This is a genomic window from Rhizobium sp. WYCCWR 11152 (assembly GCF_013087615.1).
GTDB lineage: Bacteria > Pseudomonadota > Alphaproteobacteria > Rhizobiales > Rhizobiaceae > Rhizobium > Rhizobium indicum.
Genome location: NZ_JABFCP010000010.1, coordinates 252367 through 273742, shown reverse-complemented (window position 1 = coordinate 273742; position 21376 = coordinate 252367). Strand labels below are relative to the sequence as shown.

Here is a 21376-nt window from a genome sequence, read left to right as displayed (position 1 = left end):
TGGCGTGAGCCGCGATATTATCCGATCCTGTTCCAAATTAAAGAAGGTGAGCATGATGTCGTTCGAAAACCGCTCGCGCCTTTCGGCATGGTACTCTTGATCGAGAGGGTGGGAACAGGGCTATCCTGCGGTTTCCCCGCATGGCATAAGCGCGCCAAAATCTCCTTCTCCAGGCGCCTCGCAACATGATCCGTATCGAAAATATCAGTAAGCAGCTAAGCCACCGCATCCTCTTCATCGAGGCGTCCGCAGCGCTCAACAGAGGTGAGAAGATCGGTCTCGTCGGCCCGAACGGTGCCGGTAAGACGACGATCTTCCGGATGATCAATGGCGAAGAGCAGCCCGATGAAGGCCAGGTCTCCTGCGAGAAGGGCGTCACCATCGGTTACTTCAATCAGGACGTCGGCGAGATGGCCGGCCACAGTGCCGTCGCCGAGGTGATGAACGGCGCCGGGCCTGTCAGCATTGTTGCCGGCGAATTGCGTGATCTGGAGGCGGCCATGGCCGATCCCGAGCAGGCCAATAACATGGAAGAGATCATCGAGCGTTACGGCGAGGTACAGGCGCGCTACGAGGAGCTGGACGGTTACGCGCTCGAGGGGCGCGCCCGCGAAGTGCTCGCGGGCCTGAGCTTCAGCCAGGAGATGATGGATGGCGATGTCGGCGCGCTGTCGGGCGGCTGGAAGATGCGCGTGGCGCTCGCCCGCATCCTGCTCATGCGCCCCGACGTCATGCTGCTCGACGAGCCGAGCAACCATCTGGATCTGGAAAGTCTGATCTGGCTGGAGGAATTCCTGAAAGGTTACGAGGGCGCGCTGCTGATGACCTCGCACGACCGCGAGTTCATGAACCGCATCGTCACCAAGATCATCGAGATCGACGGCGGCGCCTTGACGACCTATTCCGGCGACTATGAATTCTACGAGCAACAGCGGGCGCAGAACGAGAAACAGCAGCAGGCCCAGTTCGAACGCCAGCAGGCGATGCTCGCCAAGGAAATCAAGTTCATCGAGCGGTTCAAGGCGCGCGCCTCGCATGCCTCGCAGGTGCAGAGCCGCGTCAAGAAGCTGGAGAAGATCGACCGGGTGGAGCCGCCCAAGCGCCGCCAGTCGGTCGCCTTCGATTTCCAGCCCGCACCGCGCTCCGGCGAGGACGTGGTCAGCCTGAAGGGCGTCCACAAGAAATACGGCAGCCGCAGCATCTATGAGGGGCTGGATTTCATGGTGCGGCGCCGGGAACGCTGGTGCATCATGGGCATCAACGGCGCCGGCAAGTCGACGCTGTTGAAACTGGTGACGGGCACCGCCGAGCCTGACGAAGGCAGCGTCGCTCTCGGCGCCAGCGTCAAGATGGGCTATTTCGCCCAGCACGCCATGGATATTCTCGACGGCGAGCACACCGTCTTCCAATCGTTGGAACACCGTTTTCCCCAGGCAGGGCAGGGGCCTTTGCGTGCGCTGGCCGGATGTTTCGGCTTCTCCGGCGACGATATCGAGAAGCGGTGCCGGGTGCTGTCAGGCGGTGAGAAGGCGCGGCTGGTGATGGCAATGATGCTGTTCGACCCGCCGAACCTGCTCGTGCTCGACGAGCCCACGAACCATCTCGACCTCGACACCAAGGAAATGCTGATTAAGGCGCTGTCGCAATATGAGGGCACCATGCTGTTCGTTTCGCACGATCGGCATTTCCTCGCCGCACTCTCCAACCGGGTGCTGGAGCTGACGCCCGAGGGCATCCATCAATATGGCGGCGGCTATACCGAATATGTGGCGCGCACCGGCCACGAGGCGCCCGGTCTGCGAAGCTGACGATTATCTTTGCGCGGCATGTCGAAACCGTCAGCGTCGAAGCGACCAGTGGAGAGCCGGCCAGCGATATCGGTTGGCCGCTCGAAGCAACGGAGGAGAACATGCCCATGCTGTTGGATCGGATCGAGGTCGTCACCCTGTTCGTCGATGATATCGACGCGGCCAACGCGTTCTACCAAAAGGTCTTTGCGCCAGAGGTCGTCTATCAGGACGCGGTATCGGCGGTCCTGAAATTTTCGGGAACGATGATCAACCTGCTCGATGCAGCGCAGGCGCCTCAGTTGGTCCAGCCTGTCGCAGTGTCAGCAACCGGTTCGGGCGCACGCGTGCTGCTGACGATCAAGGTCGATGACGTCGATGCGGTTTGTGCAGAACTGCGCAAACTCGGGGTCATGCTGCTCAACGGTCCGATCGATCGTCCATGGGGCCGCCGCACCGCGGCCTTTGCCGATCCGTCGGGCCATGTCTGGGAGGTCGCGCAGGAATTGCGCTAGGCGGCTGTTGCTTGCCGTCATTGGCCGTAGGGACATGCCGCTTCTTCCACGCGAGGAACGGATTCGGCGGCTATTGCCACGATGATGACCAAATTCCGTGGTGTTCGGAGGCCTCTTCATGCAATCGGGGACGGGCGCATCGGCATGGACTGGATCAATCGTTATATCGATCAGCCGCTACTGCACGGCGCGGCGGGTTTGCTGCGGAGTTGGCATCTCCGCACGCGGCAACCGCCGGAGCTGCTGGAGCCGACGTGGAATCTCGTTGTGCTCTCCTTTCTCCTGATCACGAGCGGGCAGGTCATGGCCGGTCAGACTTTCACGCTCAGTGTTGCCGCACTGGTCATGCTGGCGCTGCCGTCCGCGCGAAAGCTGCTTTTGGCTGTGAAGGCAGGGCAAGGCGGTTACGGCGCTCGGGAATACAAGTCGCTGAGGGCGCGCGCCATCGCCAAACGTGAGGCTGAGTGGTCGGTGCGGATCATCGTCCTCTTCGCATCGGTTTGCCTTCCGTTCATCGCCCGCATCGACGATCCGGTGGGAGCCTGTTTCATGCTGGGAGCCAGCATCTGGTTCGTCCTGACCGGGCCGCTCAAGGCCTATCTCGACGCAGCCGAACCTCCCGAGCCGAATGAAGGCGACCGGATGTACAGCGGCGTTTTTCACGTCGGTTGAATGAAGCCGATGCGACGTTGCATGTCCCGGACGTGAGACGGACGGGAACCAAATAGGGCGGTCTCCGTTATCTCCGCAGCAACGTAAAAGGAGATTGCGATGCTTTACTACGCTCTGGTGTTTCTCGTCGTGGCCTTGATTGCCGGCGTCCTCGGATTTGGCGGCATCGCAGGGGCTTCAGCTTCCATTGCCCAGGTTCTGTTCTTCATTTTCCTGGTGCTGTTCGTCGTATCGCTCGTCATGCGACTGATGCGAAAAGTATAGTGCGGACAGATTAAAGTATAAAAACCCGGCGAAACACATTGCCGGGTTTTTCTTTATTTCTACAGTCGGTTTGACGTCTCCATCACTGAAGGTTTCCGTCCCTGTCGTGGTCGGCTGTCGCGAAATCCGCCATCACACGCTGCATGAATTCGCTTCGGCTGATGCGGCCATTGTGGTTCGCGTCGGTCAAAGTGAATTGCTCGACCGTCAGGATCTGCACCGTCTCGTCGGACTGCAGGCTGCCGTCCTTGTTCTTGTCGAGACTTCCGAAAGCCGTGCCCATGAAGGTCTCGTATTCCGAACGGTCGACGGTCTTGCTGGTATTTGCGTCAAGCCGATCCATCTGGCCCTGATACATCGATCCGGGCTGTTGCGGTTGTTGCGCCACTGCTCCAACGCATTGGCACAGTATGAATGTGGTCACCAAAGCCAAGGCCTTCATCGCTTGATATCCCTCCCCAATTAGCGGCAAGCCAGACGGTTGCCGACGTAACCGCCGCCGCCGATGCCGGCGCCGACAGCGAGCACCTGCCCGGTTCCGGCGCCGATCGTGCTACCGATCAAGCCACCGACAATCGCGCCGCCGACGGTTCCCGCGATGCAGCCGAATTCGGAATTACGATCCGAGACGGCCTGCGACGTCGGGCCGGACTGGCAGGCGGAGACGGCAAGGCATCCCGCCAGTATGATGTTTGTCCTGCGTATACGCATCTTTCCCTCCCGATAAATTACCCGTTATCTCCAATAGAGATCGGCGGGCGTACGATTGTCCGGCCCCCGCGAAAATATCGCCTGATTATATTTCTCAAATTCAGACTTAGTTTCTGTTCGAACAGAAGCAGAATTCCGAAAAACAAGCGGAAATTCTGCGGCAATGCCAAGCAATCATGCCGTTTCCTCTCCAGTTGCAGTGCTGCATGAAGAGTATCTTCGAATAGTACAGCTATCTATACGGCATGGCAACCTGCGCGATCATCGATCGCCTATCCAAATAGGCGCCTGCGATGTGCATGATGCTCGTTGAGAGTTGACGGCGATCAGGATCGTGCCTTTCCAGCAACCATCCCTGACAACATCGTGAAATAACCGGATGACGCGAAAATGTGCCTTCGAAATGTCCCAATGGGAGCTGAACCGTAAGCGTGTTTGTCGCTTGCGCCCTCCCAGGCGCTTTAACATGCGATGCGTAAATGATGCCGGTTCGGGATCGTTTTGCGGTTCCGTCCGTTATCTGTTGCCGAATCTGGTGGCGAGTAGCCGGGTATGCTCCCGTCACGATTTGAGAAGGAGAGACTTATGAACAAAATTCTTGCGACGGCGTTTGCCGCGGTATCGTTGACGTTTGTCGGCGCTGGGGCGGTCAGTGCCGCCGATCTCGGCACCAGGACATATGAAGAGCCGGACCTGCGCAATGGCGTGAAGATCGGTTACCTCACCTGCGATATCGGCGGCGGCACGGGTTACGTGCTCGGTTCCTCCAAAGAGGCCGACTGCATCTTCCAGTCGACCGTCGGCAACGAACTTTCGGATCGTTATACGGGTGAAATGAGAAAGCTCGGCATCGACCTTGGCTTCACCACGCGCAGCCGGCTGATCTGGGCCGTGTTCGCGCCGACGGCCGGCTATCACCGCGGATCGCTCGCCGGCCTCTATGTCGGCGCCACCGCCGAAGCGACGCTCGGCGCCGGTGTCGGCGCCAATCTCCTGGTTGGCGGCACCTCCGGTTCCATCCATCTGCAGACGGTCAGCCTGACCGGTCAGCTCGGCCTCAATGTTGCGGCCGGCAGCGCTTCGATGACGCTCACACCAGCGAATTGATATGGCCTTTTGACGTCCCCTGCCGCGACGCGGCAGGGGTCATCTCGTCTGAGGCGCGGTTTCGCACCCTCGCATGCCCAAGCCGGATCACGACATGATGAATATTCGAATGGCAATGCCCGGCGAGGACGAGATCCTGGTCGGGCACTATCTGAAGATCTGGGACAGCTACGGCACACCACCGGAACACTACAGGCCTGATGCGCGGGCGCGGATCTTGTCTTTTATCAGAAGCGGTCGCGAAGAGCGCCGCCTGAGCTCGTTCCTTGCCATCATTGATGGCGACATCGCCGGTTCCGCTTCCTGCCAGTTGCACCAATCGCCGTTTCCGGAGGTTATCCGGCCAGAACAGCGGCTGCACGGTTACATCTGCTCCGTCTATGTTGCCGACGCCTTTCGTCGGCGCGGTATCGCACTGGCGTTGACCAACAAGGCTGTCGACTATCTGAAATCGATCGGCTGTACGACTGCTGTCATTCATGCCTCCGATGTCGGCGAACCCGTCTATCGCGCCGCTGGTTTCGAACTGGCGAAGGAAATGCGCCTGAAGTTTTCGGCGGAGTAGTGACCGGCGATCGCCGGAGCCGCCGCCGAGCTTTCCGCCTACGCTTTCGCTCGGCCGGGTGCGATAAAAGTAGCGATCGTCGTCTCGTCATGGCCGGCCTCGCGCAGGAAGCGGCTGGCGAATTCGATGGCAGGGCTTCTCAGGGCCTCGTCCGGTCTAATCAGGTGAAAGGCCACATGGTAATCGAGCGTCCGCTCGGATACGGCGACGACGCGCCCGGTGGCCAGCGCGGCATCCGACAGCGGCGGCCGCGCGAGCGCGATTCCGAGGCCCTGGGCGCAGGCATCGATCACCAGATTGTAGTCCTCGAAGCGCCGGTCATGGCCGCGTGGTATATAGTCGACGCCCTCACGGGAGAGCCAGCGCCGCCAGCCTTCAATATTCGAATCGTGCAGGATCGGCAGATCGAGCAGCGACAAGGCATCGGAACGCTGCCCGAGCCGCTCCGCCAGCGCCGGTGCGGCGATCGGAAACGACTTCTCCTGCCAGAGCGGCAGGGCGCGCACGCCGGCCCATGGTCCCTTGCCGCAGCGAATGGCAAGATCCGTGCCTTCGCCAAAATCCGCCAGCCGGTGTTCGAGCGTCAGCTCGACATGCAGCTCGTTTCCTTCGAGCTTCGGCAGGCGTTGAAACAGCCATAGCGAGGCGACAGAGGGCGTCACCGAAAGGCGCACCACCGCCTTGTTGCGGCGAGGCAGCCAGCGTTCGCCGCTATTGCCGAGCAGCGTAAGTGCTTCTTCCGCCCGCGCGAAAAACCGCATGCCTTCCGGCGTCAGGCGCACGCCTCGGGCTTCGCGGGCAAACAGGCGCACGCCCATCCAGCGCTCCAGGCGCGAGACCTGCCGCGACACTGCGCCGTGGGTGATGCCGCTTTCCTCGGCCGCAGCCGAAAACGATCCGAGCCGGGCGGCGCGGGCAAAGGTCTCGAGCGTATCGAGCGGCGGAAGCACTGGCGAGCTGTGAACCATACGCACATTTGATCATCGATTGCGATGCTTTTCAAGCACGCATCGAAGGCCTAATCACTGTCGCAGGAACATATGGAGGCGAAAATGAGCATGGCGGCAAGCGTACCGGTTTCGATGAAACAGCAAGGCGGGTTCGATTTGGTGGCCTTTGCGGCGATCGTCGTCACCATCCTCTCCTGGGCTTCCTCCTTCGTGGTGATCCGCATCTGTCTCGGACCACTGACGCCGATCGAACTGGCGACGGCGCGCTATGTGGCAGCCGGCGTCATCGCCCTCGTCTATCTCGTCATCTATCGGCCGATGCCGGAAAAACGCGATTTTTTCCGCCTCTCCGTTGCCGCCGTGCTCTTCATCGCCGCCTATGCGGTTCTGCTGAACACCGGCGAGCAGACCGTTGCGGCAGGACCGGCGAGCTTCATCATCAACACCATGCCCGTCTTCACCGCCCTCATTGCCACATTCGCGCTCGGCGAGCGCTTCGGCCGCTGGGGCTGGGTGGGCACCGCGGTTTCCTTTGGCGGCGTGGCGCTGATTGCGGTCGCTTCCGACGGCGGCTTCAAGCTCGATCCGAATGCCGTCCTCATCCTTGGCGCAGCGCTCTGCTCGGCGATCGCCAGCGTGCTGCAGAAGCCGCTGCTCGGGCGCTTGCCGGCGCTTGCCGTCACTGCATGGATCCTGCTCATCGGTTCCGTGCCGCTGTTTCCGGCCGTCCCGGCGACGATTCAGGCGCTGGCCGCCGCACCGGCGGAGGTGAACTGGGGCGTTGCCTATCTCGTTATCTTTCCGACCGCGATCGGCTACCTCACCTGGGCAATCGCCCTGAAGCGGCTGACGGCCGCCCGTGCCTCGAATTTCCTCTACGGCGTTCCCCCGGTCGCCACGCTGATCGGGTTCGTCTGGCTGGGCGAAACGCCGACGGCGTTGGGCGCGGTCGGTGGCGTCATGGCAATCCTCGGCGTGCTCGTCGTCAACGTGATGCGGAAGCGGTAGCGTCGAATTCAGGCCGTGAAGGCGGCCTGGTAACAGTTAGGCATTGCGCAGCCGTTCGCTTTCTTTAAAACGAAAGCAGATCGAAAGGCGCGCGCTCATGTTCTTGACCGACCGGCAAACTGAAATCGTGGCGATTGCGAAGTCGAGCGGCAGGGTGCTGGTCGAGGAGCTCGCCTCCCGCTTTTCGGTGACGCCGCAGACGATCCGCAAGGACCTCAACGATCTCTGTGATGCGCAGGTGCTGACACGCATCCATGGCGGCGCCACATTCCCGAGCGGGACGGAGAACGTCAAATACGAAGCACGCCGCCAGATCGCCGCTTCCGAGAAACAGGCGATCGGCATTGCCGCGGTCGAGCTGATCCCGAGCGGGGCCTCGCTCTTCATCAATATCGGAACGACGACCGAGGCGGTGGGCGAGGCGCTCGCCGACCATCACGAGCTGATGGTCATCACCAATAATATCAATGTTGCCAATAGGTTACGTCTTTTCCCGGCGATCGAGGTCGTCATTGCCGGCGGCGTCGTGCGGGGTTCGGACGGCGGGATTGTCGGCGAGGCGGCCGTCGATTTCATCCGCCAGTTCAAGGTCGACTACGCCGTGATCGGCGCGTCGGCGATCGATATCGACGGCGCGCTTCTCGACTATGATTTTCGCGAAGTGAAGGTCGCCCAGGCCATCATCGCCAATGCCCGACATGTCATTCTCGTTGCCGATTCGACGAAGTTCGAACGCACCGCACCAGTCAGGATCGGCCAGCTTTCCCAGGTTCATACCTTCATCACCGATCACTGTCCGGTGCCGTCGATCCGCAATCTCTGCCTCGAAAACAATGTGAAACTGATCGAAACGAACGGCAGATTTCGCTAGACAGCGGTCCCTCGCAAACATTCGTTTGACATTCGTATTCCTTTCGTTTTAACTGTTGTTACTTTCGCAATTGCGCAAGTTTTGTGCGATGCGAAATCGACGGCGGGCTCGGAGGGGGAATTGGGCCGAAATATTCACGACATATTCGTCATCGGTGGCGGCATCAACGGCTGCGGCATTGCGCGCGACGCCGTCGGGCGCGGTTATTCGGTGGCGCTGGCGGAAATGAACGATTTCGCCTCGGGTACCTCGTCGGGCGCCACCAAGCTGATCCATGGCGGCCTGCGTTATCTCGAGCATTACGAGTTCCGCCTGGTGCGTGAATCGCTGATGGAGCGCGAGATCCTCTGGGCGATGGCGCCCCACATCATCTGGCCGCTGCGTTTCGTACTGCCCTACCACAAGGGCGGTATCCGTCCGGCCTGGCTGATCCGGCTTGGCCTCTTCCTTTACGATCATCTCGGCGGTCGCAAGCTGCTGCCGCCGACAGCCGTGCTCGACATGCGCCGCGATCCGGCCGGCAAGCCGCTGAAGGCGCTGTTTTCCAAGGCCTTCGAATATTCCGACGGCTGGGTCGACGATGCCCGCATGGTGGTGCTGAACGCCCGCGATGCCGCCGACAAGGGCGCGCTGATCATGCCGCGCACCAAGGTGGTGTCGGCAAGGCGCGAGAATGGCCTGTGGCATATCGAGACCACCGATACCCTCACCGGTCGCAATGACAACCATCAAGCCCGCATGTTGGTCAATGCCGCCGGTCCCTGGGTCGACCATGTCATTCGTTCCGCCATCGGCCAGAACGAAGCCCATCATGTCCGCCTCGTCCAGGGCAGCCATATCGTCGTGAAGAAGAAATTCGACGATGTGAGAGCCTATTTCTTCCAGAATCCCGATAACCGCATCATCTTCGCCATCCCCTACGAGGGCGACTTCACCCTGATCGGCACCACGGATCGCGACTATACCGCCGATCCCCGGGATGTCCGGATCTCCGAGGAGGAGACCATCTATCTCTGCAATGCAGCGTCTGAATATTTCAAGGAGCCGGTCAGGCCGGAGGATATCGTCTGGACCTATTCTGCGGTCAGGCCACTTTATGATGATGGCGCCTCGAAGGCGCAGGAGGCGACGCGTGACTATGTGCTGAAGATGGAAGGCGAAGGTGACGCTGCGCCTCTGCTCAACGTCTTCGGCGGCAAGCTCACCACCTATCGCCGGCTTTCCGAACATGCGCTGGAGAAGATCGGTGCTTCGATCGGCGCCAAAGGCGCCCCGTGGACGGCCAAAAGCCATCTGCCGGGCGGCGACTTCGCGGTCAGGGGTTACGAAGCGGAGGTCGCCAAGCTGAAACGGCGTTATTCGTTCCTCGCCGATCGGCATGCCCGCCGGCTGGTGCGCCGCTATGGCACCAGGGCCGAGGCGCTGCTTGGCGATGCCAGCGGCATCGACGATCTCGGACGGCTGTTCGGCGGCGATCTCTACGAGGCAGAGGTCACGTATCTCGTCGAACATGAATGGGCCCGGCACGCCGAAGACGTGCTGTGGAGGAGAACAAAGGATGGTCTGCGCCTTTCGAAGGAGCAGGCCCAGTCACTGGAGGAGTACATGGCTGCCATGCCGGCGATGGCCGGGTAGGAGTCATGTGGTCCCCGATGCGTGGAGGCACGGGAATCGGAATGCTGGAACTGCGAAACGCTGCCAAGATGGTGGGCGCGGACTATCATATCTATCCGACCGATCTGGTTCTCGAGCGAGGCACGCTGAACGTCCTGCTCGGGCCGACGCTCGCGGGTAAGACCTCTCTGATGCGGCTGATGGCGGGGCTTGACCGGCCGACCGGCGGCTCGATCCATTTCGACGGCACTGACGTCACCGGCATGCCGGTGCAGAAGCGCAACGTCGCCATGGTCTACCAGCAATTCATCAACTATCCGGCACTGACCGTCTACAACAACATCGCCTCGCCGATGCGCATATCGGGCAAGGATGGTGCCACGATCGACCGTGAGGTGCGCAAGGCGGCCGAGCTGTTGAAGCTCACGCCCTATCTCGACCGCACCCCGCTCAATCTGTCCGGCGGCCAGCAGCAGCGCACCGCGCTCGCTCGCGCACTCGTCAAGAATGCCAGCCTCGTGCTGATGGACGAGCCGCTCGCCAATCTCGATTACAAGCTGCGTGAGGAACTGCGCGAGGAACTGCCGAAGATCTTTGCCCAATCCGGCGCGATCTTCGTCTATGCGACGACCGAGCCTTCCGAGGCGCTCCTGCTTGGCGGCAATACCGCAACGCTGAACCAGGGCCGGGTGACTCAGTTCGGGCCGACGATCGAGGTTTATCGCCGACCCGTCAATCTCGCTACCGCCGGCATTTTCGCCGATCCGCCGCTGAACACCCTCGACGTGACGAAATCAGGCAACGTGTTCACGCGTCCGAGCGGGGTCACGATCTCGGTTCCCTCGCATCTGGCCGTCGTGCCGGATGGTCCTGTCACCATCGCCTTTCACCCGCACCATCTCGGCCTTGCGCCGCAGACCGGCGACGCGGCTCGCCTGCAGGCGCGCACGCTGGTTTCCGAGATCACCGGCTCGGAGAGCTTCGTTCACCTGGAATATGACGGTGTGCGCTGGGTCATGCTGGCGCATGGCATTCACGACATCGATCCCGACATGGAGGTCGAAGCTTTTCTCGACACCCGCCATCTGATGGCCTTCGGCAGCGACGGCCGCGCCATCGCTGCGGCCGGAAAGGTATAGGAGAGCACAATGGCACGCATCACGCTCGACCATATCCGCCACGCCTACGGCGCCAATCCGAAGTCCGACAAGGATTATTCGCTGAAGGAAGTCGACCACGAATGGAACGATGGCGGCGCCTATGCGCTGCTTGGCCCCTCCGGCTGCGGCAAGACCACGCTGCTCAACATCATCTCCGGCCTGCTGCAGCCCTCGCATGGCCGCATCCTGTTCGACGGCAACGATGTCACGAACCTTTCGACGCAGAGCCGCAACATCGCCCAGGTGTTCCAGTTTCCCGTCATCTACGACACGATGACCGTCTACGACAATCTCGCCTTTCCCCTGCGCAACCGCGGTGTGGCCGAGGCGGATGTCGACCGGCGTGTCCGCGACATCCTCGAAATGATCGATCTTGCCAGCTGGGCCAGGCGCAAGGCGCAGGGCCTGACGGCCGACCAGAAGCAGAAGATTTCGCTCGGCCGCGGACTGGTGCGCAACGACGTCAACGCCATCCTGTTCGACGAGCCGCTGACCGTCATCGATCCGCATATGAAATGGGTGCTGCGTTCGCAGCTGAAGCGGCTGCACAAGCAGTTCGGCTTTACCATGGTCTATGTCACCCACGACCAGACCGAGGCGCTGACTTTCGCCGAGAAGGTCGTCGTCATGTATGACGGCCAGATCGTCCAGATCGGCACGCCGGCCGAGCTCTTCGAGCGGCCGAGCCATACTTTCGTCGGTTATTTCATCGGTTCGCCGGGCATGAATTTCATGCCGGCCAGGATCGAGGGCAGCACTGTGGCGGTCGGAGACGAGACCCTGACGCTCGATTACGCGCCGAAGACGTCAGGCACCGCCAAAACCGAGCTCGGCATCCGCCCCGAATTCATTCGTCTCGGACGGGAGGGCATGCAGGTCACGATCAGCAAGGTCGAGGATATCGGCCGGCAGAAGATCGTGCGCGCCCGCTTTGCCGGCCAGCCGATCGCCATCGTCGTGCCTGAAGACGCCGACATTCCCGCGGATGCCCGCGTCACCTTCGATCCGTCCGCCATCAGCATCTACGCCGACAGTTGGCGTGTCGGCAGGGAGGCCTGAGCCATGCAGAAGACGTGGAATAACAAAGCCTGGTTTCTGGTCCTGCCGGTGCTGCTGCTCGTGGCGTTTTCGGCCGTCATCCCGCTGATGACCGTCGTCAACTATTCGGTGCAGGATACGTTCGGCAACAACGAGTTCTTCTGGGCTGGTACCGACTGGTTCGTCCAGACCCTGCATTCCGACCGCTTCTGGGAATCGCTGCAGCGCAATCTGCTGTTCTCCTTCATCATCCTGGCGCTGGAGATTCCGCTTGGCATCTTCATCGCGCTCAACATGCCGAAATCAGGACCGGGCGTTCCCGTCTGCCTGGTGCTGATGGCGCTGCCGCTGCTCATTCCGTGGAACGTCGTCGGCACCATCTGGCAGGTCTTCGGACGCGTCGATATCGGCCTGCTCGGCCACACCCTCGAAGCGATCGGCCTCGACTATAATTATGTCCGCGATCCGATCGATGCCTGGGTGACCGTCATCGTCATGGACGTCTGGCACTGGACAAGCCTCGTCGTGCTGCTTTGCTATGCCGGCCTGGTCTCGATCCCCGATGCCTATTACCAGGCGGCCAAGATCGATGGCGCCTCGCGCTGGTCCGTCTTCCGCTACATTCAGCTGCCGAAGATGAAGCGGGTGCTGCTGATCGCCGTCCTCCTGCGCTTCATGGACAGTTTCATGATCTATACCGAGCCTTTCGTCGTCACCGGCGGCGGGCCTGGCAACTCGACGACCTTCCTTTCCATCGACCTCGTGAAGACGGCAGTCGGCCAGTTCGATCTTGGCCCGGCGGCGGCAATGTCGATCATCTACTTCCTCATCATCCTGCTGCTCTCATGGGTGTTCTACACCGTGATGACCAGCAGCGACGACGCGAGCTGAAAGGGAGGCGAGATATGAGCAACAAATACAAACCTGCAGGCAGCCTCTCCTGGCTCGTTCCGACGATCTACATCGTCTTCCTGATCCTGCCGATCTACTGGCTCGTCAATATGAGCTTCAAGGAGAATTCGGAGATCACCGGCGCTTTCTCGCTCTGGCCGACGAACCCGACGCTGCGCAACTACACGGTCATCTTCACCGATCCATCCTGGTATAACGGCTATATCAACTCGATCATCTATGTGGTGATGAACACGGTGATCTCGGTCGCGGCGGCGCTGCCGGCAGCCTATGCCTTCTCGCGCTACCGCTTCCTCGGCGACAAGCACCTGTTCTTCTGGCTGCTGACCAACCGCATGGCGCCGCCGGCGGTCTTCGCGCTGCCGTTCTTCCAGCTCTATTCGGCCTTCGGCCTGATCGACACGCACATCGCCGTGGCCCTTGCCCACTGCCTGTTCAACGTGCCGCTCGCCGTCTGGATCCTCGAAGGTTTCATGTCCGGTGTGCCGAAGGAGATCGACGAAACCGCCTATATCGACGGTTATTCCTTCCCGCGTTTCTTCATCAAGATCTTCATTCCGCTGATTGCGAGCGGCGTCGGCGTCGCGGGCTTCTTCTGCTTCATGTTCTCGTGGGTCGAGCTGCTGCTGGCCCGCACGCTGACGACGACGGCGGCAAAGCCGATCTCGGCGATCATGACGCGAACGGTCTCCGCCTCGGGCATGGACTGGGGCGTGCTGGCGGCGGCTGGCGTGCTCACCATCATTCCGGGCGCGCTCGTCATCTATTTCGTCCGCAACTACATCGCCAAGGGCTTCGCGCTCGGGCGCGTTTGAGGAGGAGACGGTCATGAATTTTTCCTGGATGGCCTGGACGCTGCCGACGACGCTGTTCTTCCTGACGATCCTGGCGCTTCTGATCGCCATGAGCGTCTGGGAATATTTTTCGCCGGGCGGCTCGCCGCGCACGGGCGTGCTGCGGTTCGAGACGACGCGCGGCGACCGGCTCTTCATTTCGCTGCTGGGCAGCGCTTTCATTCATCTTGCATGGCTTGGGCTCGGTGGGCCCAACCTGTGGTGGGCTCTTGCCATCTCCGTGGTCTACGCCATCGGCGTCTTCCGCTACGTGTGACGGCAAGGAGAAGACAGATGGCCGGGGGTACTGGCCGCCTGAGACGTAACTGCAATCGCAAACCCTGGGAGGATATTATGCGAAGGCACTTATTGACGACGACAGCAGGCTTGCTGCTGGCAATGACAGCTTCGGCCTATGCCGGCATGGACGAGGCCAAGACGTTCCTCGACAAGGAAGTCGGCGATCTCTCGACGCTTCCACGCGCCGACCAGGAAAAGGAAATGCAGTGGTTCGTTGATGCTGCGAAGCCTTTCGCCGGCATGGACATCAAGGTTGTGTCCGAAACCATCACGACCCATGAATACGAATCGAAGGTGCTGGCGCCCGCCTTCACGGCGATCACCGGCATCAAAATCACTCACGACCTCATCGGCGAAGGCGACGTGGTCGAGAAGCTGCAGACGCAGATGCAGTCCGGCGAAAACATCTATGACGCCTATATCAACGATAGCGACCTGATCGGCACCCATTGGCGCTATCAGCAGGCGCGCTCGCTGACCGACTGGATGGCCAACGAAGGCAAGGATGTCACCAATCCCGGCCTCGACATCGACGACTTCATCGGCAAGTCCTTCACCACGGCGCCTGACGGCAAGCTCTACCAGCTGCCTGACCAGCAGTTCGCGAACCTCTACTGGTTCCGTTACGACTGGTTCAACGACGAGAAGAACAAGGCGGACTTCAAGGCGAAGTACGGCTACGATCTCGGCGTGCCGGTCAACTGGTCGGCCTATGAGGATATTGCCGAGTTCTTCACCGGCCGCGAGATCGACGGCAAGAAGGTCTTCGGTCATATGGACTACGGCAAGAAGGACCCATCGCTCGGATGGCGCTTCACCGATGCCTGGCTGTCGATGGCCGGCAACGGCGACAAGGGCATTCCGAACGGCAAGCCCGTCGATGAATGGGGCATCAAGGTCGACGAGAACTCCCGTCCGGTCGGCTCGTGCGTGGCGCGCGGCGGCGATACCAACGGCCCTGCCGCGGTCTATTCCATCCAGAAATATCTGGATTGGATGAAGGCCTATGCACCGGCTGCCGCCCAGGGCATGACCTTCTCCGAATCCGGCCCGGTCCCGTCGCAGGGTGAAGTCGCCCAGCAGATGTTCACCTACACGGCCTTCACCGCCGACTTCGTCAAGGAAGGCCTGCCGGTCGTCAACGCGGACGGCACGCCGAAATGGCGTTTCGCACCGAGCCCGCATGGCGTCTACTGGAAGGACGGCATGAAGCTCGGCTATCAGGACGCCGGTTCGTGGACGCTGATGAAGTCCACGCCTGACGACCGCGCCAAGGCGGCCTGGCTCTATGCGCAGTTCGTCACCTCGAAGACTGTCGACGTGAAGAAGAGCCATATGGGTCTGACCTTCATTCGCCAGTCGACGCTGGATCACAAGTCCTTCACCGATCGTGCGCCGAAACTCGGCGGTCTGATCGAATTCTATCGTTCGCCGGCCCGCCTTCAGTGGTCGCCGACCGGTACGAACGTTCCTGACTATCCGAAGCTCGCTCAGCTTTGGTGGCAGGCGATTGGCGATGCTTCTTCCGGCGCCAAGACGGCACAGGAAGCGATGGACTCGCTTTGCTCCGAGCAGGAAAAGGTGCTGCAGCGCCTGGAACGCGCCAAGGTCCAGGGCGACATCGGCCCGAAACTCGCCGAGGAGCATGATCTCGCTTATTGGAACGCGGATGCGGTGAAGAACGGCAACCTTGCCCCGCAGCTGAAGATCGAGAACGAGAAGGACAAGCCGGTCACTGTCAACTACGACGAACTCGTCAAGAGCTGGCAGAAGAAGTAAGGCGGACCCGGCCGGAGGCGACGAGGCTTCCGGCCATCACTTCCTGCCACCGGCAGCAAGCCGGTGGCACCCACAATCTTTCTCTCATGAAACGTCCGCGTCCTGCTGTCCTCTGCAGGCGGAGCGGCTTCGTGCGAGCCGGAGACGGATATGAGCGGCTATATTCTTTCAATCGACCAGGGCACGACGTCGTCGCGCGCCATCATCTTCGATGGCGACATGAAAATGGCCGGCTCGGCGCAGGCGGAGATCACCCAATATTATCCGCAGCCTGGATGGGTGGAGCACGACGCCGCCGAAATCTGGCAGTCCGTCGTCGACACAGTGCGTAAGGCGATTGTCGATGCTGGACTTGATGCGGCCGACATTGCCGCGATCGGCATCACCAACCAGCGCGAGACGGCGGTCGTCTGGGACCGCGGGTCAGGAAAACCGCTTCACCGCGCGATCGTCTGGCAGGACAGGCGCACCGCAGAAATGTGCGAGAGCCTGAAGGCAGACGGCTACGAGAAGCTGTTCAGCGCCAAGACAGGGCTGCTGCTCGACCCCTATTTCTCCGGAACGAAGCTGCGCTGGCTGCTCGACAATGTCGATGGCCTGCGTGAGAAGGCCGAGGCCGGCGATGTCTGCTTCGGCACGATCGACAGCTGGCTGATCTACAATCTGACTGATGGGCGCGTGCATGCCACCGATGCGACCAATGCATCGAGGACTCTGCTCTACAATATCGACGACGGTGCCTGGGACGAGGAACTTCTCGGCATTCTCCGCATTCCGGCCGCCATGCTTCCTGAGGTCAGGGAATGCGCCGATGATTTCGGCCGCGTCGACAAGGCTCTGTTCGGCGCGGAACTTCCGATCCTCGGGGTCGCCGGCGACCAGCAGGCAGCGGCCGTGGGCAATGCCTGCTTCGAGCCCGGCATGATGAAATCCACCTACGGCACCGGCTGCTTTGCCCTGTTGAACACCGGCCGGGATCGTGTTTCCTCCTCCAACCGGATGCTGACGACGATCGCCTGCCGGCTCGACGGCGAGACGACCTATGCGCTCGAGGGCTCGATCTTCATCGCCGGTGCTGCCGTGCAATGGCTGCGCGACGGCCTCGGCATCATCGGCCAGGCATCCGAGGCAGGAGTGCTTGCCGCCAAGGCCGATCCCGGACAGCAGGTCTATATCGTCCCAGCCTTCACCGGCCTCGGCGCGCCCTACTGGGATCCAGCGGCGCGCGGCGCGATCTTCGGCCTGACGCGAAACAGCGGGCCGGCGGAATTTGCCCGCGCCGTGCTTGAATCCGTCGCCTACCAGACGCTCGACCTGCTGGTGGCGATGAAGAAAGACTGGGGCGCCAACCAGCTGGAAACCGTGTTGCGCGTCGATGGTGGCATGGCGGATTCGGATTGGACCATGCAGTGCCTGGCCGACATGACGGGAAACCCTGTCGATCGCTCGGCGATCCGCGAGACGACAGCGCTGGGCGCAGCCTGGCTTGCCGGCTCGAAAGCCGGCATCTGGCCCGGCAAGCGGGATTTTGCGAAAGCCTGGGCCTGCGACCGCCGCTTCAGCCCTTCAATGGATGAGACCGAGCGGCAGGGCAAGATCATCGGCTGGAAGAATGCCGTAACCAGAATGATTTCGGACGCCTCGGCGGGATAGAACCGCTTCCGAGGATACCACCGCAGTTGCGACTTCTCTTAAGCGGCGCCGGCGGTCTTTCTGTTGATGAAGCTCAGGGCGAGCACGGCGAAGATCAACGTTCCCGTGCCGACCTGCTGCCAGTAGAAGTTCAGATCGGTCAGCAGCAGGCCATTGGCGACGATGCTGAGCAGCAGCGCCCCGAGAACGGTCCCGCCGACATTCGGCCGCCCGAGTGGGCTGAGCGTCGTGCCGATGAAGGTCGCGCCGATTGCATTCAGCAGGAAGGCATTGCCCGAGGAGGGAATGTAGGTGGTGACGGTTGCGGTCAGGATCAGGCCGGCGATTGCCGCGATCAACCCGACCAGGATGAAAGTCACCGCGACATGGGCCGGCGCGGCGATGCCGGAATAGCGCACGACCCCCGGCTGGATGCCGATCGACAGGATGACGCGGCCGAAACGCGTGCGGGCAAAAACGACCGCAGCGGCTACAATGACGACAATGGCAGCGGCAAGCGGCACCGGGAAGCCGGCGATCGTGCCATGGCCGAGAAAACGGAAGGCTTCCGGCACGCCGTTCGGCGGCAGATAGACCGGATTGCCGCCATTGGTCAGCAGCTGCTGAACGCTGCGGCCGATGAACAGCGTGCCGAGCGTGGCGAGGAATGGCGACACGCCGATCCCTGAAATCAGCAGCGCGTTGAAGGCACCGACGAACGCTCCGGCGGCCAGTCCCGCGAGTGCGGCGACTGCCACCGGCTGCCCGGCGAGGACGAGCGAAACGAAGGCGAAACTGGCGAAATCCATCGCCGTTCCCACCGAAAGATCGATGCCGCCCGACGCGACGGCGAAGGTCATGGCGACGGAGACGATGGCAAGCAGCGTGAAATTGTTGACCAGGATGCTCTGCAGGTTCGCAGGCGTCAGGAACGTCGGCGTTGCCACGGAAAAGGCGGCAAATACCGCAACCAGGGCGAGGATCAGCCCATAGCGCACCAGGCCGCCGGCGATAAGACGCGGCAAGCCGATGCTGGCGAGGGGAGGGGTCTGGAGCGACATGTCAGGCCTCCTGTCGGCGCAGCAGCGTGGTTGCGGAAACGACGATGAGAATGAGCACACCCTGGACGCCACTGACCAGCGTGCTCGAAATGTTCAGCAGCTGGAAACCGTTGACCAGGAAGCCGACCAAAAGGGCCGAAAGCAGCGTCCCGGTGATCGTCGGAACCAGCCGGCGCGAAAAGACCGAGCCGAGCAGGGCCGTCACGACGACGGGCAACAGCATCTCGCCGGCGCCGGTCGTGCTGCCGCTCAGATAGGAAACCGACAGGATGCCGGCGATCCCGCCGGAGACGCCGCTGGCGACGAAGGCGCCGGCGAGCAGCCGGCGAAGCGGCAGGCCGGCGGCACGCGCCGCATCCGGGAACTCACCGACGGCATAGAGACGCAGGCCGAGCGGGGTATATTGCACGATCGCCGTGGTGATCGCCGTGAAGCCGAGGAGCACATAGGCAAGAACCGGGATGCCGAAAGGATCCGAGGCCGAGAGCGCCGATAGGAAAGGTGTCGAGGCCGGCAGGACGGTATTGCCGGTCAGCACCAACTCCAGGCCGGCGACGACATTCATGACGGCAAGCGTGGCCAGCAGCGGCACGATGCCGGCATAGACGACGGCGATTGCATTGACCGAGCCGATCAGGGCGCCGGTCAAGATTGTCGCGGCAATCGCCGTCGCATCGCTGTAGCCGAGCTGTGTCAGGCTCGCATAGACGGCGGCGCTGAGGCCCATATTGGCAGCGAGCGACAGGTCGATGCCACCGGTGACGACATTGGAGCCGCCGGCGATCAGCACGATCGTCAACCCGATGGCAAGCACGCCGGAGATGGCCGATTGACCAAGCACGTTGCCGATATTGCCGATGCTGAGAAAATAGGGTGCGGTCAGCGAGAAGATGATCAGGATGGCGGCGAAAGCGATCAGCGATCCGAAGCGCAATGCCGCGGCCGCAATATTGCCGGCCGGCCGGGGAGGCGGTTCCACAGCGGAAAAACTGGAAGGCGCGAATTCCACTTCAGCCGACATGGCGATGTCCCTCGGATGATCCGGTCGATTGAGCGAGCACCGCATCCGCCGTGGTCTCCGACGATATGAATTCCCGCACCACGCGGCCGCGGAAGAGCACCAGGATGCGATCGGTGATGCCGATCAGTTCGGGCAGATCCGAAGACAGCACGATGACGCCGGCGCCGCGCGACGCGAGTTCGCCGATCAGCGTATAGATCTCGACCTTGGAGCCGATATCGACGCCGACTGTTGGTTCGTCGAGGAGATAGACCTCGGAGCGGCGGCTCAGCCACTTGGCGATGGCGATCTTCTGCTGGTTGCCGCCGGAAAGCGTGCGCAGCAGGGCATCCCGCCCATTGGTCTTCACCTGCAGCCGCGTAATCAGACCGTCCACTTCTCTCTGTTCGCGTCTGCGATCAAGAAAGCCGAAACGCGTGAAGCGGCCAAGGCTCGAAAGGCTGATATTTTCCGCGACGCTGAGGTCGAGCGCGACGCCGTGGCGACGCCGATCTTCCGGCACCAGGGCGATCTCGCGGCCGGCTGCCTGGGTGGGATTGGTGAAACGGGCAGCCTTGCCGCTGATCTCGATATGGCCGGAAGCCGGGGTCTCCAGACCGAAGAGAGCGCGGACCAGCTCCTTTGCGCCGGAGCCGAGCAGGCCGGTGAGGCCGAGCACCTCGCCGCGGCGAAGCGTGAAACTCACGTCGCTATATTTCCCCGGCGCCGACAGCTGCTCGACCTTGAGGATTTCTTCGCCCGGCGTCACTTCCGGCTTTGGAAACATCTCCTTGATGTCGCGTTCGACCATCAGCCGCGCAATCGCGCCGGCCGAGGTGTCGCCGATCGGCAGGGAGGCGACGTCCAACCCGTTGCGTAGCACGGTGACGTGGTCGCAGAGCTCTTCGATTTCGTTCAGGTAATGCGAGATATAGATGATGGTGACGCCTTCGTCGCGCAGACGGCGGATCAGCCGGAAGAGGATATCGGCCTCGCGGCGCACCAATGCGGCCGTCGGCTCGTCGAAGACGAGCACCTTTGGCTGATTGAGGAGGGCGCGGGTGATTTGCACGATCTGCTTTTCGGCGGTCGACAATTCGCCGATCAAGGCGGCGTTCGGCAACCGGATGCCGAAATAGTCGTTGAGAATGTCAGATGCGCGGCGCTGCATCAGTCGCCGGTCGAGGAACGGTGTGCCCGCGATGCGTGGTTCCCGGCCAAGGAACAGGGCTTCGCCGACGGTGAAGGTCGGCACCAGCAGCCGGTCCTGGTGAATGAAGTGGATGCCGAGCTCTTCGGCAAGATGCGGCGTCAGCCTGTCGAATGTTTGCCCTTCGATCTCGATCCGGCCGCCATCCGGCTGGTGACGACCTGCCAGCAGCTTGATCAGCGTCGACTTGCCGGCGCCGTTCTGACCGACGAGACCGTGGATGGTGCCGCGCCTGACGATCAGCGACGCACCGGCAAGCGCCTGCGCGCCGCCGAAATGCTTGACGATGCCTTCAAAGCGGATGATGTCGTCGCGTGCCGTCACCGGCTGCTTCAACGAAATGGCCGTCATGTCGATCTCTCCGGGCGAGCAGATTCCGAGCGATGC

Annotated in this window: 22 protein-coding genes; 16 read left to right on the top strand and 6 right to left on the bottom strand. The window is 61.7% G+C overall.

What is annotated here, in order from left to right; genetic code table 11:
- The first annotated feature begins 185 nt into the window (after positions 1 to 185).
- The 4 genes from G9X67_RS21475 (at position 186) to G9X67_RS21460 (ending at position 3238) form a co-directional block, all read left to right on the top strand.
- Positions 186 to 1808, top strand: a complete 1623-nt coding sequence (locus G9X67_RS21475) for an ABC-F family ATP-binding cassette domain-containing protein (RefSeq protein WP_138334290.1) — start codon at positions 186 to 188, stop codon at positions 1806 to 1808.
- Positions 1809 to 1909: 101 nt separating this feature from the next.
- Positions 1910 to 2302, top strand: a complete 393-nt coding sequence (locus G9X67_RS21470) for a VOC family protein (RefSeq protein WP_138334289.1) — start codon at positions 1910 to 1912, stop codon at positions 2300 to 2302.
- 81 nt (positions 2303 to 2383) lie between these two features.
- Positions 2384 to 2974 (top strand): hypothetical protein, encoded by a 591-nt coding sequence (locus G9X67_RS21465; protein WP_138334288.1) that lies wholly within the window; start codon positions 2384 to 2386, stop codon positions 2972 to 2974.
- A 99-nt stretch (positions 2975 to 3073) separates the two neighbouring features.
- The gene (locus G9X67_RS21460) at positions 3074 to 3238 is read left to right on the top strand and encodes a DUF1328 domain-containing protein (protein WP_003549551.1); all 165 of its coding nucleotides are present in this window, start codon (positions 3074 to 3076) and stop codon (positions 3236 to 3238) included.
- An 82-nt stretch (positions 3239 to 3320) separates the two neighbouring features.
- Here G9X67_RS21460 and G9X67_RS21455 read toward each other — a convergent pair whose 3' ends face one another.
- Both G9X67_RS21455 and G9X67_RS21450 read right to left on the bottom strand, forming a co-directional pair.
- Positions 3321 to 3680 (bottom strand): EF-hand domain-containing protein, encoded by a 360-nt coding sequence (locus tag G9X67_RS21455; protein ID WP_138334287.1) that lies wholly within the window; start codon positions 3678 to 3680, stop codon positions 3321 to 3323.
- Positions 3681 to 3700: 20 nt separating this feature from the next.
- On the bottom strand, positions 3701 to 3949 hold the full coding sequence (locus G9X67_RS21450; protein ID WP_003552191.1) for a membrane protein: 249 nt from the start codon (positions 3947 to 3949) through the stop codon (positions 3701 to 3703).
- A gap of 585 nt (positions 3950 to 4534) precedes the next feature.
- Here G9X67_RS21450 and G9X67_RS21445 point away from each other — a divergent pair.
- Positions 4535 to 5056: a DUF992 domain-containing protein gene (locus G9X67_RS21445; protein ID WP_138334286.1), complete on the top strand. Its 522-nt coding sequence runs from the start codon at positions 4535 to 4537 to the stop codon at positions 5054 to 5056.
- Positions 5057 to 5153: 97 nt separating this feature from the next.
- Positions 5154 to 5621, top strand: coding sequence for a GNAT family N-acetyltransferase (locus G9X67_RS21440; RefSeq protein WP_246705442.1), 468 nt, complete (start codon positions 5154 to 5156; stop codon positions 5619 to 5621).
- 38 nt (positions 5622 to 5659) lie between these two features.
- Here the strand turns inward: G9X67_RS21440 and G9X67_RS21435 are convergent, their stop codons facing one another.
- Positions 5660 to 6589: a LysR family transcriptional regulator gene (locus G9X67_RS21435; RefSeq protein ID WP_138390069.1), complete on the bottom strand. Its 930-nt coding sequence runs from the start codon at positions 6587 to 6589 to the stop codon at positions 5660 to 5662.
- A 72-nt stretch (positions 6590 to 6661) separates the two neighbouring features.
- Between G9X67_RS21435 and G9X67_RS21430 the strand changes: the two genes are divergently transcribed.
- The 10 genes from G9X67_RS21430 to glpK all read left to right on the top strand — a co-directional run bounded on the left by G9X67_RS21430 (position 6662) and on the right by glpK (position 17739).
- Positions 6662 to 7579: a DMT family transporter gene (locus G9X67_RS21430; RefSeq protein ID WP_171599622.1), complete on the top strand. Its 918-nt coding sequence runs from the start codon at positions 6662 to 6664 to the stop codon at positions 7577 to 7579.
- Positions 7580 to 7676: 97 nt separating this feature from the next.
- Positions 7677 to 8450 carry a DeoR/GlpR family DNA-binding transcription regulator gene (locus G9X67_RS21425; protein WP_003549541.1) on the top strand — a complete coding sequence of 258 codons (774 nt, stop codon included), beginning with the start codon at positions 7677 to 7679 and terminating at the stop codon, positions 8448 to 8450.
- 120 nt (positions 8451 to 8570) lie between these two features.
- Entirely contained in the window at positions 8571 to 10085 is a 1515-nt protein-coding gene (glpD, locus tag G9X67_RS21420; protein WP_171599621.1) for a glycerol-3-phosphate dehydrogenase, read from the top strand.
- A 41-nt stretch (positions 10086 to 10126) separates the two neighbouring features.
- Positions 10127 to 11203, top strand: coding sequence for an ABC transporter ATP-binding protein (locus G9X67_RS21415; RefSeq protein ID WP_171599620.1), 1077 nt, complete (start codon positions 10127 to 10129; stop codon positions 11201 to 11203).
- Between the two features lie 9 nt (positions 11204 to 11212).
- On the top strand, positions 11213 to 12283 hold the full coding sequence (locus tag G9X67_RS21410) for an ABC transporter ATP-binding protein (protein ID WP_171599619.1): 1071 nt from the start codon (positions 11213 to 11215) through the stop codon (positions 12281 to 12283).
- A gap of 3 nt (positions 12284 to 12286) precedes the next feature.
- Entirely contained in the window at positions 12287 to 13153 is an 867-nt protein-coding gene (locus G9X67_RS21405; protein ID WP_138334281.1) for a sugar ABC transporter permease, read from the top strand.
- Between the two features lie 14 nt (positions 13154 to 13167).
- A complete protein-coding gene (locus tag G9X67_RS21400) occupies positions 13168 to 13989 on the top strand; it encodes a carbohydrate ABC transporter permease (RefSeq protein WP_138334280.1) in 822 nt (273 codons plus the stop codon).
- 13 nt (positions 13990 to 14002) lie between these two features.
- Positions 14003 to 14284 carry a DUF2160 domain-containing protein gene (locus G9X67_RS21395; RefSeq protein WP_003549529.1) on the top strand — a complete coding sequence of 94 codons (282 nt, stop codon included), beginning with the start codon at positions 14003 to 14005 and terminating at the stop codon, positions 14282 to 14284.
- Between the two features lie 77 nt (positions 14285 to 14361).
- Complete coding sequence (locus G9X67_RS21390; RefSeq protein ID WP_011649612.1) at positions 14362 to 16086, top strand: ABC transporter substrate-binding protein; 1725 nt, start codon at positions 14362 to 14364, stop codon at positions 16084 to 16086.
- Positions 16087 to 16236: 150 nt separating this feature from the next.
- Complete coding sequence (glpK, locus tag G9X67_RS21385; RefSeq protein WP_171599618.1) at positions 16237 to 17739, top strand: glycerol kinase GlpK; 1503 nt, start codon at positions 16237 to 16239, stop codon at positions 17737 to 17739.
- A 38-nt stretch (positions 17740 to 17777) separates the two neighbouring features.
- Here the strand turns inward: glpK and G9X67_RS21380 are convergent, their stop codons facing one another.
- From G9X67_RS21380 to G9X67_RS21370, 3 genes are read right to left on the bottom strand one after another with little or no spacing between them, the layout of a single operon-like run.
- Positions 17778 to 18779: an ABC transporter permease gene (locus tag G9X67_RS21380; protein ID WP_138334278.1), complete on the bottom strand. Its 1002-nt coding sequence runs from the start codon at positions 18777 to 18779 to the stop codon at positions 17778 to 17780.
- Between the two features lies 1 nt (position 18780).
- Entirely contained in the window at positions 18781 to 19800 is a 1020-nt protein-coding gene (locus G9X67_RS21375) for an ABC transporter permease (RefSeq protein WP_171599617.1), read from the bottom strand.
- On the bottom strand, positions 19790 to 21340 hold the full coding sequence (locus G9X67_RS21370; RefSeq protein ID WP_171599616.1) for a sugar ABC transporter ATP-binding protein: 1551 nt from the start codon (positions 21338 to 21340) through the stop codon (positions 19790 to 19792). The genes G9X67_RS21375 and G9X67_RS21370 overlap by 11 nt, the downstream gene beginning before the upstream one ends.
- Between the last annotated feature and the right edge of the window lie 36 nt (positions 21341 to 21376).

Bases quoted from the DNA above. Each gene is read 5' to 3' on its own strand.
- G9X67_RS21405 (WP_138334281.1), top strand. From the start codon at position 12,287: ATGCAGAAGACGTGGAATAACAAAGCCTGGTTTCTGGTCCTGCCGGTG.
- G9X67_RS21450 (WP_003552191.1), bottom strand. From the start codon at position 3,949: ATGCGTATACGCAGGACAAACATCATACTGGCGGGATGCCTTGCCGTC.
- G9X67_RS21400 (WP_138334280.1), top strand. From the start codon at position 13,168: ATGAGCAACAAATACAAACCTGCAGGCAGCCTCTCCTGGCTCGTTCCG.
- G9X67_RS21435 (WP_138390069.1), bottom strand. From the start codon at position 6,589: ATGGTTCACAGCTCGCCAGTGCTTCCGCCGCTCGATACGCTCGAGACC.
- G9X67_RS21460 (WP_003549551.1), top strand. From the start codon at position 3,074: ATGCTTTACTACGCTCTGGTGTTTCTCGTCGTGGCCTTGATTGCCGGC.
- G9X67_RS21395 (WP_003549529.1), top strand. From the start codon at position 14,003: ATGAATTTTTCCTGGATGGCCTGGACGCTGCCGACGACGCTGTTCTTC.
- G9X67_RS21440 (WP_246705442.1), top strand. From the start codon at position 5,154: ATGAATATTCGAATGGCAATGCCCGGCGAGGACGAGATCCTGGTCGGG.
- G9X67_RS21425 (WP_003549541.1), top strand. From the start codon at position 7,677: ATGTTCTTGACCGACCGGCAAACTGAAATCGTGGCGATTGCGAAGTCG.
- G9X67_RS21390 (WP_011649612.1), top strand. From the start codon at position 14,362: ATGCGAAGGCACTTATTGACGACGACAGCAGGCTTGCTGCTGGCAATG.
- G9X67_RS21465 (WP_138334288.1), top strand. From the start codon at position 2,384: ATGATGACCAAATTCCGTGGTGTTCGGAGGCCTCTTCATGCAATCGGG.
- G9X67_RS21470 (WP_138334289.1), top strand. From the start codon at position 1,910: ATGCCCATGCTGTTGGATCGGATCGAGGTCGTCACCCTGTTCGTCGAT.
- glpK (WP_171599618.1), top strand. From the start codon at position 16,237: ATGAGCGGCTATATTCTTTCAATCGACCAGGGCACGACGTCGTCGCGC.
- G9X67_RS21370 (WP_171599616.1), bottom strand. From the start codon at position 21,340: ATGACGGCCATTTCGTTGAAGCAGCCGGTGACGGCACGCGACGACATC.
- G9X67_RS21380 (WP_138334278.1), bottom strand. From the start codon at position 18,779: ATGTCGCTCCAGACCCCTCCCCTCGCCAGCATCGGCTTGCCGCGTCTT.
- G9X67_RS21455 (WP_138334287.1), bottom strand. From the start codon at position 3,680: ATGAAGGCCTTGGCTTTGGTGACCACATTCATACTGTGCCAATGCGTT.
- G9X67_RS21375 (WP_171599617.1), bottom strand. From the start codon at position 19,800: ATGTCGGCTGAAGTGGAATTCGCGCCTTCCAGTTTTTCCGCTGTGGAA.
- G9X67_RS21415 (WP_171599620.1), top strand. From the start codon at position 10,127: ATGCTGGAACTGCGAAACGCTGCCAAGATGGTGGGCGCGGACTATCAT.
- G9X67_RS21430 (WP_171599622.1), top strand. From the start codon at position 6,662: ATGGAGGCGAAAATGAGCATGGCGGCAAGCGTACCGGTTTCGATGAAA.
- G9X67_RS21475 (WP_138334290.1), top strand. From the start codon at position 186: ATGATCCGTATCGAAAATATCAGTAAGCAGCTAAGCCACCGCATCCTC.
- G9X67_RS21445 (WP_138334286.1), top strand. From the start codon at position 4,535: ATGAACAAAATTCTTGCGACGGCGTTTGCCGCGGTATCGTTGACGTTT.
- G9X67_RS21410 (WP_171599619.1), top strand. From the start codon at position 11,213: ATGGCACGCATCACGCTCGACCATATCCGCCACGCCTACGGCGCCAAT.